At 49.9% G+C, this 15,262-nt stretch carries 9 protein-coding genes and 1 riboswitch; of the genes, 8 read left to right on the plus strand and 1 reads right to left on the minus strand.

The features are described 5' to 3' along the window. Positions 1 to 11 precede the first annotated feature (11 nt). Positions 12 to 122: riboswitch (SAM riboswitch) on the plus strand. Positions 123 to 226: 104 nt separating this feature from the next. From QMA39_RS18020 to metH, 4 genes are read left to right on the plus strand one after another with little or no spacing between them, the layout of a single operon-like run. Then, complete coding sequence (locus QMA39_RS18020) at positions 227 to 1,342, plus strand: methionine biosynthesis PLP-dependent protein (RefSeq protein ID WP_281659478.1); 1,116 nt, start codon at positions 227 to 229, stop codon at positions 1,340 to 1,342. Next, positions 1,339 to 2,520 (plus strand): cystathionine beta-lyase, encoded by a 1,182-nt coding sequence (gene metC / locus QMA39_RS18025; RefSeq protein ID WP_281659479.1) that lies wholly within the window; start codon positions 1,339 to 1,341, stop codon positions 2,518 to 2,520. Before QMA39_RS18020 ends, metC begins: the two co-directional genes overlap by 4 nt. Further along, a complete protein-coding gene (locus QMA39_RS18030; protein ID WP_281659480.1) occupies positions 2,517 to 4,376 on the plus strand; it encodes a bifunctional homocysteine S-methyltransferase/methylenetetrahydrofolate reductase in 1,860 nt (619 codons plus the stop codon). Before metC ends, QMA39_RS18030 begins: the two co-directional genes overlap by 4 nt. Then, the gene (metH, locus tag QMA39_RS18035) at positions 4,357 to 7,818 is read left to right on the plus strand and encodes a methionine synthase (RefSeq protein ID WP_281659481.1); all 3,462 of its coding nucleotides are present in this window, start codon (positions 4,357 to 4,359) and stop codon (positions 7,816 to 7,818) included. The genes QMA39_RS18030 and metH overlap by 20 nt, the downstream gene beginning before the upstream one ends. A gap of 143 nt (positions 7,819 to 7,961) precedes the next feature. Here the strand turns inward: metH and QMA39_RS18040 are convergent, their stop codons facing one another. Continuing rightward, complete coding sequence (locus QMA39_RS18040) at positions 7,962 to 8,945, minus strand: NAD(P)/FAD-dependent oxidoreductase (RefSeq protein WP_281659482.1); 984 nt, start codon at positions 8,943 to 8,945, stop codon at positions 7,962 to 7,964. A 159-nt stretch (positions 8,946 to 9,104) separates the two neighbouring features. On the opposite strand from QMA39_RS18040, the gene QMA39_RS18045 reads away from it, so the two are divergent. The 4 genes from QMA39_RS18045 (at position 9,105) to QMA39_RS18060 (ending at position 15,197) form a co-directional block, all read left to right on the plus strand. Further along, positions 9,105 to 9,458 (plus strand): PadR family transcriptional regulator, encoded by a 354-nt coding sequence (locus QMA39_RS18045; protein ID WP_281659483.1) that lies wholly within the window; start codon positions 9,105 to 9,107, stop codon positions 9,456 to 9,458. Beyond that, positions 9,436 to 10,617, plus strand: a complete 1,182-nt coding sequence (gene chrA / locus QMA39_RS18050) for a chromate efflux transporter (RefSeq protein WP_281659484.1) — start codon at positions 9,436 to 9,438, stop codon at positions 10,615 to 10,617. The genes QMA39_RS18045 and chrA overlap by 23 nt, the downstream gene beginning before the upstream one ends. Before the next feature lie 130 nt (positions 10,618 to 10,747). Continuing rightward, positions 10,748 to 13,552 carry an EAL domain-containing protein gene (locus tag QMA39_RS18055; protein ID WP_281659485.1) on the plus strand — a complete coding sequence of 935 codons (2,805 nt, stop codon included), beginning with the start codon at positions 10,748 to 10,750 and terminating at the stop codon, positions 13,550 to 13,552. 13 nt (positions 13,553 to 13,565) lie between these two features. After that, complete coding sequence (locus tag QMA39_RS18060) at positions 13,566 to 15,197, plus strand: thiamine pyrophosphate-binding protein (RefSeq protein WP_281659486.1); 1,632 nt, start codon at positions 13,566 to 13,568, stop codon at positions 15,195 to 15,197. Positions 15,198 to 15,262: the final 65 nt, after the last annotated feature.

Genomic DNA, 15,262 nt, shown 5'->3' on the forward strand with positions numbered 1-15,262 from the left:
TTACAATTATATTCTTATCGAGAGAGGCAGAGGGACTGGCCCTGTGAAGCCTCAGCAACCCCTGGTATCGACCAGAAGGGTGCTAACTCCAGCAAGTTGTTGATCAACTTGAAAGATAAGAAGAAGCCTTGGATATCCAGGACGCCTTCTTCTTAGAGAAGGCGTCCTTTTTCGTCTTCACGCTTCTTCCTCTCTTGATCGGTTCATAAACGAAAGGAGTATTTTTATGTGTCACACGGAAACAAAATTCGTCCAGACAGGAAACCAGCGGAACGAACCGTACGGAGCGATCAATCCACCGGTTTACTTTTCCACCCCTTACCGCCACCCCGGGCTCGGGGAATCTACAGGATTTGATTATACGCGGACGGGCAACCCGACAAGAAAAATCCTTGAAGCATCCATCGCCGATATCGAAGAAGGTGACGCAGGTTTTGCATTCAGTTCAGGAATGTCCGCCATCCAGACCGTCCTCTCCCTATTCCGGGAGGGTGATGAAATTCTCGTATCCGAAGATTTGTACGGGGGAACCTACCGCTTATTTGAACATATGAAGGAGCGTTACCGTCTACAGTTCACCTACCTGGAAAACGAAAAGCTGAATGACCTCCCTTCTTATGTGACCGAACGTACGAAAGCCGTTTACATTGAAACCCCGACAAACCCGCTCATGCACCAAACCGACATCAAGCAGATGGCCGGACTTGCAAAAGAACATGACCTCCTGCTGATTGTCGATAACACCCTTTACACACCGGCCCTTCAACAGCCGTTGAAGGATGGAGCGGACATCGTCATTCACAGCGCGACGAAATATTTGGCTGGACATAACGATGTTCTGGCCGGACTTCTTGTCAGTAAAGGAGCAGGCATCAGCGAAAAGCTCGCTTTTCATCAGAATACATCCGGGGCTGTCCTGTCGCCGTTCGACTCCTGGCTCGTCATGCGCGGCATGAAAACCCTGCCTCTACGGATGAGGCAGCATGAAGGCAACGCCAAAGCCGTCGTTCGATTCCTGGAAGATCATCCATGTGTGAGTGATATTTTCTACCCAGGAAAAGGCGGCATGGTGTCCTTCCGGCTAAAGGAAGAAGATTGGATCGACCCTTTTCTAAGAGGATTGAATTTAATCAGTTTTGCGGAAAGTCTCGGAGGTGTGGAGAGCTTCATCACCTACCCCGCCACCCAGACCCATGCCGATATCCCTGAAGAAGAACGCGTCCGCTACGGCGTGTGCAATAAACTGCTCCGTTTTTCCGTAGGCGTGGAACATATCGATGATCTTTTGACAGATCTTCAATCTACTTTGAGTCAATTACCTAAGGAGGAATCCGTCCAATGAATACCCATTCCCTGCAGACCCGCCTGCTTCACAACGACCAGAAGTTCGATCCGCAGACCGGAGCGGTGAGTGTCCCGATCCAACAGTCCTCAACCTTTCACCAACAGGATTTTGACACACCGGGGGATTACGACTACAGCCGGTCGGGAAACCCGACAAGAACAGCGTTGGAAGAGACGATCGCCGGCCTTGAAAACGGCACGAAAGGCTTTGCTTTCGCCTCCGGAATGGCAGCGATCTCCACAGCATTCATGCTGTTATCCAAAGGGGATCACATCGTTATAACCAAGGACGTATACGGGGGGACTTTCCGAATGATCCACGATGTTCTCCACCGCTTTGGAATCGATCACACCTTTGTTGACATGACCGATCTGCATGAAGTGGCTACAGCCATAAAGCCGAATACGAAGCTGTTATATATTGAAACTCCTTCCAATCCAACACTTGAAATCACTGATATAAGTGCAGTGGCAAAACTCGCCAAAGCGAACAACTGCCTCACCTTTGTCGATAACACCTTTATGACACCAGCCCTGCAGCGTCCGCTCGACCTTGGCGCCGATCTTGTCCTCCATAGTGCAACAAAGTTCATTGCCGGACACAGTGACGTCGTCGCCGGGTTAGCCGTGACCAACAGGAAAGACGTCGCAGAGGCTCTTTCTTTTCTACAGAATTCTTTCGGATCTATTCTGGGCGCACACGATTGCTGGCTCGTGCTCCGCGGCCTGAAGACACTCCACTGCCGAATCACCCAATCATCTCAATCAGCGGCAAAAGTCGCAGAAGCTTTATCCAGTCACCCTCTGGTCGAGCACGTGTACTATCCAGGCTTCCGCTGTCATCCGGGGAATTCCACCCACACGTATCAATCCGACGGGTATGGAGCCGTTCTATCTTTCCGCCTCCGTGACGAGGAGGCTGTCCGTCAATTCACAAAAGCTGTCGAAATTCCGGTGTATGCCGTAAGTCTTGGAGCTGTCGAGTCGATCTTATCGTACCCGGCGCGGATGTCCCATGCCTCCATGCCTAAGGAGGAACGGGCCAAACGCGGCATCACAGACGGACTGCTGCGTTTATCGGTCGGATTGGAAAAACCGGAGGACCTGATCGCTGACTTTTCGCAGGCTTTGAACCAAATCGAACGGACTGCTGAAGACAGGAGGGTGAGTATATGACATTACGTGAAGCCCTCCATAGACAAACACTGGTCGGAGACGGGGCGATGGGGACTCTTCTTTATTCCTACGGGGTCGACCAGTGTTTCGAGGAACTGAACCTTTCGCATCCAGAAGAAGTGAAAAGCGTTCATGACGCTTACGTCCAGGCAGGAGCCGATTTGATTCAAACCAATACGTACGGTGCCAATTACATCAAACTTGGCCGTTACGGCCTCGAGGATCACGTAAAGGAGATCAATACAGCCGCTGTCCAGCTCGCAAGACATGCCGCCGGCGACAAGGCGTATGTACTCGGAACGGTCGGCGGCATCCGGGGGGTTCAGAAACAAGCTGTTTCTCTTGAGGAAATAAAACGAAGCTTCCGGGAACAACTCTACTGTCTTTTGTTTGAACAAGTGGACGGCCTTCTTTTTGAAACCTTCTATGATCTAGAGGAACTCTCCACCATTCTGTCTATCGCCCGGAAGGAAACAGACCTTCCTCTGATTGCCCAGGTATCGATGCATGAACCCGGGGTGCTGCAGGATGGTACACCACTCCCTGACGCGCTCACTCACCTGGAAAAAATCGGAGCGGACGTGACAGGCATCAACTGCCGTCTCGGCCCGTACCATATGATCCAGTCCTTAGAAGAAGTGCCCTTACCCGAAAAAGCTTTTCTATCGGTCTATCCGAATGCCAGTCTGCCGGCCTTTCAGGATGGCAGACTCGTTTATGCGACAGATCCCTCCTACTTTCAAAAAAGCGCCCGGGCGCTTTACGACCAAGGGGCGCGGATCATCGGCGGGTGCTGCGGCACAACACCGGAGCACATTGAAGCCATCGCATCCAAAGTAAAAGGAAAAGCACCGATCAAAGAAAAGATTGTAGTTGTCCGTCAAAAGGCCGAAACAGCCGTCCAATCCACTAAAGATCAACGACCACACCTCCATGAAGCGGCGAAGAAAGGCCGGTCCATCATTGTCGAACTGGATCCCCCGAAAAAGTTGAACATCGATCGTTTTCTTAAAGGGTCCAAAGCGCTTCAGGAAGCTGGTGTTAACTCGATCACCCTTGCGGATAACTCCCTAGCCTCTCCACGAATCAGCAACTCTGTCATGGCTTCGATCATTAAAGAGAAATATGATGTCGATCCACTCGTCCATATCGCCTGCCGGGACCGCAATCTTCTCGGTCTGCAGTCCCACTTGATGGGTCTTCATACACAAGGCATCCGCCAAGTCCTGGCGGTCACCGGTGATCCCACGAAGATCGGGGATTTTCCTGGAGCGACGTCTGTCTATGATTTGTCATCTTTGGATCTCATTCACTATATTAAGCAGATGAACAGAGGCATTTCTTTTTCCGGAAATTCTCTCGGGAACCAAACATCATTCTCAGTCGCTGCAGCCTTTAATCCGAATGTAAGAAATTTGAACCGTGCCGTCGGAAGAATGAAGAAGAAAATCACCGCCGGCGCCGATTACTTTATCAGTCAGCCTGTGTTTAACGAAGAGCAGCTTCTCGAAGTCTATGAAGCGACAAAACAAGTGGAAGCCCCTCTTTACATCGGCATCATGCCGTTGACAAGCGCACGCAATGCTGAATTCCTTCACAATGAAGTGCCCGGCATCACCCTGTCTCCTTCCATACTGGAAAAAATGGAAAAAGCCGGACAGGACCGGAAACAAGCGCAGGCCGAGGGCATCAGCATTGCAAAGTCCCTCATCGATACAGCGGTTGACCTGTTTAACGGCATTTACTTGATCACCCCGTTCCTCCGCTACGAGATGACGGTGGAACTAACGAAGTACATTAAACAGAAAACAAAGGAACAGGAAAGGAAGATGTCCGATGGCATCCACATGGTTTGACGAACAGCTGAAAAAGAGGATTCTCATTTTGGACGGAGCCATGGGGACGATGCTTCAGGAAGCAGGCCTGAGCCCTGAGGATTTTGGCGGCGAGGACTACGACGGATGCAATGAATATTTGAACCTCACCTACCCGGAGTTGATTGATACCATCCACACCCGGTATATGGAAGCGGGAGCGGACATTATCGAAACCAACACGTTTGGTGCCACGAGCCTTGTCCTCGATGAATACAATCTCGGTCACCTGGCGGAGGAAATCAATATCAAAGCAGCACAAATCGCTAAAACGGCTGCAGAACGAATGAGCACAGAAGATCACCCCCGCTTTGTTGCAGGAGCGATGGGGCCGACGACGAAAACCTTATCCGTCACCGGTGGGACGACATTCGAGCAGCTGGCGGACACCTATGAGGAACAGGCACGCGGATTAATGAGGGGAAACGTCGACCTTCTGTTGTTGGAAACGTCCCAGGATATGCTGAATGTCAAAGCGGCCTATCTCGGGATTACACGTGCCGGTCATGCACTCGGAATCGAGCTGCCCCTTATGATTTCCGGTACGATTGAGCCGATGGGAACGACCCTTGCCGGACAAAGCATAGAAGCCTTTTATTTATCGCTGGAACATATGAATCCGGCTGTCGTCGGGTTGAACTGCGCCACAGGGCCGGAGTTTATGCGGGATCACCTGCGCTCTCTTTCGGATCTTGCTGCCACCTCCGTCAGCTGCTACCCCAATGCAGGGCTGCCCGATGAAGAAGGACATTATCATGAAACCCCGGCTTCTCTGGCATCTAAAGTGGCAGGTTTTGCTGAAAAAGGATGGTTGAATATTGTCGGCGGCTGCTGTGGCACGACGCCGGATCACATTCGTGCCATAGCAGAAGCCGTCAAAGCGTACACTCCAAGAACCGCCCCGGAAGACCATGCCCACGCACTATCCGGAATTGAGCCGTTGATTTATGATGATCCCGCTGACCGCCCGATCCTTGTAGGGGAGCGGACGAACGTAATCGGGTCCAGAAAGTTCAAACGATTGATTGCAGAAGAAAAATACGAGGAAGCGTCGGAAATTGCCCGCGCCCAAGTGAAAAAAGGAGCACAGGTCATCGATATCTGTCTCGCCGACCCGGACCGGGAGGAAATCAAGGATATGGAAGCCTTCATGAAGCAGGTCGTCAATAAGGTGAAGGTGCCTCTGGTGATCGACTCCACGGATTATCACGTCATCCGGAAAGCTCTTACCTTTTCCCAGGGGAAAGTGATCATTAACTCCATCAACCTGGAGGATGGTGTAGAGCGCTTCAAAGAGGTGCTTCCCCTAGCTAAGCAGTTCGGAGCGGCACTTGTTGTCGGGACGATTGATGAAACGGGGATGGCCGTTACGGCGGAGCGGAAACTGGAAATCGCCGAACGTTCCTTTGATATTCTCGTAAACGAATACGAGATAAACCCTCGTGATATTATTTTTGACCCGCTCGTCTTCCCCGTCGGTACCGGAGATGCGCAGTATATCGGGTCAGCAGAAGCGACAATTGAAGGCATCCGGTTGATTAAGCAGCACCTTCCTCTCTGTCAGACTGTCCTTGGGGTGAGTAATGTATCGTTCGGGCTTCCTCCAGTCGGCCGGGAAGTGCTGAACGCTGTCTATTTGTATCACTGTACAAAAGCCGGTCTTGATTATGCGATTGTGAATACGGAAAAGCTCGAGCGCTACGCCTCGATCGGTGGGGATGAAATCTCCCTCGCCGATGAACTGCTGTTTCATACCAATGACGCAACACTGGCAGATTTCACAGCTTTTTACCGCGGAAAGAAAAAGGAATCCAAAACGCCGACATCAACGATGAATCTTGAGGAGCGGCTCGCTCATTATGTCGTGGAAGGTACGAAGGAAGGGCTGATACCTGATTTGAACCTCGCCCTCCAACAGTATGACACACCTCTTTCGATTATTAACGGTCCGTTAATGACCGGCATGGCTGAAGTCGGCCGCTTGTTCAATGATAACCAGCTGATTGTCGCTGAGGTTCTGCAGAGTGCCGAAGTCATGAAGGCTTCCGTCGCCTACCTTGAGCCGCATATGGAAAAAGGGGATGCTTCCAATAAAAAAGGCAAGGTTCTGCTTGCGACAGTCAAAGGGGATGTTCATGACATCGGCAAAAACCTGGTCGAAATCATCTTAAGCAACAATGGTTTTGAAGTCGTCGATCTCGGAATCAAAGTGACACCCGTAGAGCTGATTCAGCAGATACAGCAAGAAAAACCGAGCATTGTCGGACTCTCCGGTCTGCTCGTGAAATCTGCCCAGCAGATGGTATTAACCGCTCAGGACTTGAAACAGCAGAACATCCAACTGCCGATTCTTGTCGGCGGCGCTGCCCTGTCACGGAAGTTCACCCATACAAAAATTTCACCAGAATATGGAGGACCTGTCTTATATGCCAAGGATGCCATGGACGGGCTCGCTATTTCCAATCAATTAAGCAGTGAAGATTCCAGGGAACAGTTTCTAAGTGAACAGGCTGAAAAACAGGCAGCTGCAGTCGAGCGAACGAATCGTCCAGCCCCGGAAAAAAACAGAGCCGGAGGCACAGCCACGGCTGTCCGACCAGTCTCAACGGCTGCCGCGAATGGACCCGTATACAAGCCACACGACTTTCAGCGGCACTTGATCCTCCGACACCCTGTCGCACACGTTGAACCGTATATCAATAAGCAGATGTTGATTGGACACCACCTTGGATTAAAGGGCAGATTCGAGAAGCTGCTGTCAGAAGGAAATGAAAAAGCCGTCCATTTAAACGAAGTCGTCAATCAACTGCTGACGCAGGCGAAACAAAACAACTGGATCGAACCTTCTGCCTTATACCAGTTTTTCCCCGCGCAGTCCGACGGCGATGATGTCCTGATCTACGATCCCCGGGATCATACCCGTGTCATGGAACGCTTTACGTTCCCGAGGCAGCAGAAAGAACCGTTTCTCTGCCTTGCAGACTATTTAAGATCCGTTTCAAGCGGAGAGATGGATTATGTCGGTTTTTTCTCAGTTACCGCAGGCAAAGGAATCAGACAAAGGTCCGTGGAGCTGAAAAATAACGGCCGTTACCTGGAAAGCCATGCGCTGCAGGCACTGGCTCTGGAGACAGCTGAAGGGCTGGCGGAAAAGATCCACCAGGAAATGCGTGACCGCTGGGGGTTCCCGGATACGACAGACTTTACGATGCAGGAACGATTTTCAGCCAAATATCAGGGACAGCGGTATTCTTTCGGCTACCCGGCCTGTCCAGAGCTTGAAGATCAGAAGAAGCTGTTCCGCCTTCTTCAACCAGGGGATATTGGTATTGAACTGACAGAAGAATGCATGATGGAACCGGAAGCATCCGTAACAGCGATGGTATTTGCCCATCCGGAGGCCCGTTACTTCAACGTTCATTAAAACGAAGCGGAAAAGCTCTATACCGATATAAAACCCGTACAGAGACCAAGATTTCTGAGTCACTGTACGGGTTTATCCTTTGATTGCCACGCTCGTCCACGGAGAGCCGTTTTTACAGATCAAAAGACCTGAGACGCGACTTGTTAATCATCGAGGTATTTATAAATGACGGTACTGTATACCTGAGTCTTCGCTTTAGGATCCAGGAAAGTGGCAGCGCTGTTGATGGCAGCCATTGCTTCATTGAATCCGGAAGCAATCAACATCGTTTTACTTGGATAGACCACTGCATCCCCTGCCGCGAACACTCCGGGAATATTGGTACACATATCCGTTTCTACAGGAATCCGTCCTTTATCGGTGTGGATTCCCCATTGATCATACACGCTTTTCTCCATCTGCAGTCCTTCATAAACGAGAAGGTGATCAATAGAAAGCTCTGTACCATCACTCAAAACCACCCCGGTCATCTGTCCGTCTTCCTCTTTCAACTGCTGAATGGTACGGCCGTACTGGACGTGAACTGAGGACGCCTGCAGTTTTTCCTCATCCTTTTCATAAACCGCTTTAAAGGCGTTGCCCCTATTGATCAGCGTCACTTCATCAGCGGAGGCTTCCAGCGCAAGCGCCCAGTCGATTCCAACACGGTTTTCTGATACAACAGCGGTTTTCAGCCCTTTATACTGTTCCTTATTTTTTATTGTGTAGTGGATTTGTGTGCCGTCATAAGCAGCGGCGCCATTCACCTGGAGAGGCTGCATTTGGAAAGTCCCCAGTCCAGAAGCGATCAGGACGGTCCTTGTATAATGAGCGGACCCATCATTGGTCATGAGAAGAAACGTCCCATCTTCCTGTTTCTGAAAATCTTTTACTTTTGTCCCTGTCACAAGAGCCGGTTGAATGCTCTGTGCCTGTTTTTCCACATTTGCCGCAAGTTCCTCCCCGGATATCCCGGGAAAACCGCCGACATCGTAGATTTGTTTCTCCGGGTAAAAGAACGAAACCTTGCCTCCTGTTTCCGGCTGGTCTTCAATCACCTTCGTCTTCATCCCTCTCATCCCACTATAAAAAGCGGCGTACATTCCCGTCGTACCTCCGCCGATAATGGTTACATCGTACATTTCCATATCTGTCACCTTCTCCGCTTCATATATGTTCGTACACGTGATTACCTCCCATTGTACGGAGGGCGGAAAAAGAATGCAAAAGTAAATCTTTTGTAAAGGTTACAGGGATTCCATTGCTTTCCCCCAACCATTATCGTATTATGATATCGGATTTCGATAATGGAGGTGGTCGATGTGCTGAGAGATTTTTTTCTTGGTTCGATTAAGATCCATATCCTCTATCATGCCAGTATAGAACCGATATACGGCGCGTTTCTTATGGAGGAGCTTGCTTCCCACGGTTATGATATCAGTCCCGGGACCCTCTACCCTACGCTCAAGCAGCTGCATAAGGATGAGCTGCTGGAAAAATACGAGGAGAAGGTAGAAGGGAAAATCCGCAAATACTATGTCATTACAGACAAGGGGCAGCAGATACTGAAAGAAGGAAAACAGCAGGTCCAGGAACTTGCTGAAGAAATCTTAGGAAAAGATTGGAGGAAGATTTCAGATGAGTCAATCAAAGAAAAGTAACTGGCTGGAAATACTGCGCACGTCGACAAAACTCGGCTTCACGTCCTTCGGCGGCCCTATTGCGCACCTTGCCTATTTTAAGGACGAATACATCGATCGTAAAAAGTGGCTCGATGATAAAACCTATGCTGATATCATTGCCCTCTGCCAGTTTCTCCCCGGACCGGCAAGCAGTCAGGTAGGCATTGCCATAGGTATGCTGCGCGGAGGGTTCATTGGAGGATTGATTTCCTGGTTCGGTTTTACGATGCCGTCCATTCTGGTTCTTATTCTATTCGCTATGCTTTATCAATCCTTTGACTTGGCAGATGCCGGTTTCATCCACAGCCTTAAAGTCGTTGCTGCCGCTGTCGTCCTGCATGCATTGATGGGGCTTGGTAAAAAGTTGACTCCGGACAAGCCGAGGATTGCGATGGCACTGGCAGCCGCCTTGATTCTGCTGCTTTATCCATCCGCCTGGATGCAGCTGGTCATCATATTCGCTGCGGGCGTCTTCGGGTGGAAGATGTTCTCCGGATTGAATCCGTCCAAAATCCAGCCGTTTCCTGTCACTTTTTCTAAAAAAGCAGGGATCGCTTCCCTCAGTATTCTTGTCGGCCTGCTTATTTTTCTGCCTGTGCTGGCAAGGAATACAGACAGTCTGTTCATCCAGCTGTTTGATACATTCTTCAGGGTCGGATCTCTTGTCTTCGGGGGCGGTCATGTGGTCCTTCCGATGCTGGAACGGGAAGTTGTTCCGACCGGACTTTTATCTGCCGGTGATTTTCTGGCCGGATATGGAATGGCTCAGGCTGTTCCCGGACCTTTGTTCACGTTTTCAAGCTATCTCGGTACGATGATTCAGGGAATATCTGGAGCTGTCGCCGCGACGGCAGGGATTTTCCTCCCGTCTTTCCTGTTCCTTGTAGCCGCGCTCCCGTTCTTGAACGAACTTAGGAAGCGCCCGGCTTTCCAAGGAGTTCTGACAGGCGTGAACGCCAGCGTCGTCGGCATCCTGCTGGCTGCCTTTTATGATCCGGTCCTTAAGAGCTCGATTTTAAGCGGAGAAGATTTCGCGCTCGCTGCCATCCTGTTCTCCCTGCTTCATTTCTTTAAAGTCCCGGCATGGGCCATCGTTATCATCGGGGTTGCTGCCGGAGCTGTGCTCAATATGTTATAGATACCAGGCACAAAAGACGTTCTTTTGTGCCTTTTATTTTCGATCTTATTCAAAAAACTTTGGATCTTATGCAGGAAGTTCACTATAATAGTCGAACTTTATCAAAAGATGAAACTATGGAGGGAACCACATGGCTGAAGAGCAAACCAGATATTCTCGACTAGCTCAAATTACCAAGCTGATCAACACCAAGTTGGATCTGCGCGAAGTATTAGAGCATGTAGTAACAGCCATATCAGAAGAAATCATGAGGTGCGATTCCGTGGGGATTTATCTGCCGCGGGAAGACGGCACGTACCAGGGGTATGTAGGGAAACCCAATACCATTAACGGCATGACATTGGATATGCACATTGTCGAGCCGGAACAGGATCTGTTAGCCAAAGAAGTGATTGAAACACGGGAAGCGATTTATATCCCGGACACTTCAAAGGATGACCGCCCGGACCAGCGGGCGATCCAGGCGTTTAAGATCAACTCGCTGCTTGTCGCTCCCATCTCCTATGAAGATGAATTGTATGGACTCGTCTTCTTGTTTGACTACGGGATCCCCATGGATTTGACGGACTCTGAGATTGAAAGCGTCAAAGCCTATATTCACATGGCCGCTGTAGCGCTGCGAAATGCCAACAACCTGACAAGAAAAGAAAAACTGATTTCAGAAAAACAGCTTCTCCTTAACGTGACACGCGATTTATCTTTGTGTTCTTCGCTGCAGGAAGCTCTTGATAAATGTTTTTATTACCTTGGAGAAGTCCTTGGAAACCAGAACATCGGCGCGCATTTTATCGATCCTGTAGCAGAAGACCGCCTGAAGCCGGCGAGCCTGAACAAAAACAGTGACTGGACCGAGGAAGACTGGATCGCCACTCACAGAAAGACACGGTTCGATCATAAGGAAGACCTGATCTTTCAGGAAGTGATTGAAACAAAAAAGTCCGTGCTTGTCCCGGATGTGTATGAAGATGACCGTGTCAACAAGCACATTTGCAGGGAGTTTGGAATTAAAGGACTGTATATGATTCCTCTTGTATCACTTGGAGAAGTCCTTGGCGCCATCGCCATCGTCAATCTGACTGAAACGGAATTCCGCTTCACCCCCTCTGTCCGCCAGCTCGCTGAATCCATCGTGGATACAACAGCCCCCGTTTTATTCAATCTATTGTATATAGAAAAGCAGGAGGTTATCATCCAGGACCGTACCTCTGAATTAATAGAGAAAAACCGGGAACTGGAGGAGGCTTTCATAGAATTGAAGCAGATCAGCCGTGAAAAGGACCTGATCTTGAATTCCGCGGGCGAAGGGATTTTCGGCATCGACCTTGATGGAAACATCACCTTCGCAAACCCTTCTGCCACCAGTCTGCTCGGTTATTCCGATGAAACCGATGTAGTGGGCTTGTCCTACGCACGGATTTTCAAGTGGGAAGATCCGAGTGTGGACATCCACTCCTTCAAGGATCTCTATCTCTGGAAGGAAACTCACAGCGGGCAGGAGCACTTTTTCATAAAAAAAGACGGCGGATCGTTTCCTGTCGAATATGTTATAACACCTAAGCAGGAAAACGATAAGACCATCGGGTACGTAGTGACCTTCAAAGATGTGACATCACGCAAGCAGATGGAGGAAAAGATCAAATACCATGCCTATTATGATGTCGTCACCAATATTCCGAACCGTGTCCTGTTCAGAGACAGGCTGAAGCAGGCGCTCAGCTATGCAGAATTAACAGGAAAGTCGCTGGGCATTCTGTTTCTGGACCTTGACCGATTCAAGAAAATCAATGATACGTTCGGACACAGCTTCGGGGATATGGTGCTCCAGCAGGCCGCCCAGCGTCTGGAGCATGCCATTCCGAAGGAGGCGACGGTTTCCAGGCAGGGAGGCGACGAATTCATCATCCTTCTTCCTAAAATCGATCGGACAGAAGATGCTGTTTCATGCGCAGAGCGGGTATTGGCTTCTTTCGACACGCCCTTTACGATTCAATCCCAGGAAGTAAGCATAAAAACCAGCATTGGTATCAGCATATATCCGGAGAATGGGGACAATGTTGAATCGCTGATCAAACATGCGGACGTAGCGATGTATAAAGCGAAAGATTACGCTGGTAATCAATATCAGCTTTTTTCCAATGATATCGAAGAACGTTCGGTTGAACAGATCCAGCTGGAGAATGACTTATTCAAAGCCCTCCAGCGTGGGGATGAGTTTGAACTGTATTATCAGCCCAAATTCGATGTCCGCTCCGATGAATTGATCGGTACGGAAACACTGATTCGTTGGAATCATCCGGAATTCGGTCTGCTGTCCCCCGGCCGGTTTATTCCGCTGGCGGAAGAAACCGGGTTGATTACCGTCCTCGGGGAGTGGGTCATCAAAGAATCCTGCCGCCAGATGAAAAAGTGGTACGACAAAGGATGCACGCAGCTCGCCGTCTCCGCCAACCTGTCGCCGCAGCAGTTCCAGCAGACCGATCTTGCATCCAAGGTAGCTGCTATTCTTAAAGAGACCGGTCTTCCACCACAGCTGCTGGAATTGGAGCTGACAGAAAATTTAATCGTCAACAATACCAATCAAACCCTTAAAACGATCCGGGAACTGAAGGACCTTGGTGTGCAGATATCCATTGATGATTTTGGGACAGGTTATTCCTCCCTCGGCTATTTGAAGGATTTCCCGGTGGATACGCTTAAGATTGATAAATCCTTTATTGATCATATGACAACGAATGCGAACAATGCCGCCATCATCAAGACGATCATCACTCTGGCTGACAGTCTGAAACTGAACGTCATTGCAGAAGGAGTCGAGAGCAGAGATCAGGCTGACTTCCTTGCCCGGCACGGGTGCTACTGGATTCAAGGATATTTATACAGCCGCCCTCTTCCTGTATCTGAATTTGAGGAGCGGTACGTCCCATCACATTCATAAAGGAGCTAATGAAATGAAATCTGTTCGTGCTGTACTGGATTATTTAGTTTCAGGAGATGTTTCTTATATTTTTGGAATTCCGGCTGGATCGGTGAATGCCTTTTTTGATGAGCTTTATGACACGCCTTCCATTACACCTGTTATCGCTAAGCATGAAGGAGCAGCCTCCTATATGGCCGCTGCCTATGCTAAATATTCCGGTTCGCTGAGTGTATGCATCGGAAGCAGTGGTCCCGGCGGAACAAATCTGGTGACAGGGGCGGCGAATGCGATGCGGGAGCACCTTCCTGTCCTGTTCCTCACCGGAGCTGTCCCTGTGGATACTGTCGGATTGAACGCGTCCCAGGAACTGCATGCGGATCCTCTGTATCAGTCTGTGACGAAATACAGCCAGCGTGTGGACCGGGCGGAGGACCTGCTTCCGGAAATTCATAAAGCGGTGGAAATTGCCCTGACCGGTGTTCCAGGCCCTGTGCATATTGCTATGCCGATCGACGTTCAGCTTTCATCCGTTACGCCCCCCGCTCTTCCGGCTTTTCCGGAACGGCTCCCTCTTCTTCCCGATGATGAAAAAATCCAGAAAACGGCTGAAAAACTCGCCGGAACGAGTGGATTCATTTTCGCCGGCCAAGGGATCCGCGGGTCTGTCGAAGACGTACTGGAACTGGCTGAAACGCTGGAATGGCAGATTATCACGACCCCTCAGGCGAAGGGCTTCATCCCGGATGATCATCCGCTTCTGAAAGGGATATTCGGATTTGCGGGGCACGAAGAGGCTTCCGCATTCATTCATTCGAATGAAGCTGAAACCATCCTTGTGCTTGGGTCGAGCCTTGGAGAAACGGCTACGAACAACTGGAATCCCAACCTGGCTGCCAACCGGACGCTTATCCAGGTTGATTACGATGCTACGGTCTTCAACCGGAAGTATCCGGTTGACATGGCTGTACACGGGGATATCAATGTGACCGTATCTTCTTTGATTACAGCTTTGAATCAGCTTGGACAAAGGCAGAAACGAATGGCTGCCTTCCCACAGCGCTCACAGGAAATCACACCGGAGTATAACACCCAGAATGTGCTGCTCTCCCTGCAGAAGATCCTTCCTGAGAATACACGCTATACAGTGGATATCGGAGAATTCATGGCTTATGTCGTCCACTATATGAACGTCCGTTCCACGGATTCTTTTGATATCAATGTCCACTTCGGAGCGATGGGAAGCGGCATCGGCAGTGCCATCGGTGCCAAGCTTGCAGAACCGGAAAGACCCGTGGTAAGCCTCACCGGAGATGGCTGCTTCTTCATGCACGGGATGGAACTGCTGACAGCCAAAGAATACAACATCCCCGTCTTGTTTATCGTGATGAATAATGCACGGCTCGGCATGGTCCATCACGGGCATACGCTGCAGTATAAGCGTGCGCATGAGCGGTTTGGTCAGGAAGCGGTCAATATTACTGCTATGGCCGCTTCTCTTGGTGTGCCGTCTGCTTCCGTTCATTCCATGGAAGATGTGAATGAAGATACACTCGGAGAGGTTTTGAAAAGCAGCGGGCCAGCCGTTCTTGAGATTTCCCTTGTGGATGACAATGTCCCGCCTATGGGTGATAGAGTCAAGTTCCTCTCTTCTTTCGGAAAATAATTCTATGAAAGTCTGTCATTTTTTTGAAAACGATTGAATCTTTCCTGCACCCTCTTTATGATAGA

The sequence above is a fragment of the Halobacillus sp. Cin3 genome (assembly GCF_947311855.1).
Taxonomy (GTDB): domain Bacteria; phylum Bacillota; class Bacilli; order Bacillales; family Halobacillaceae; genus Halobacillus; species Halobacillus kuroshimensis.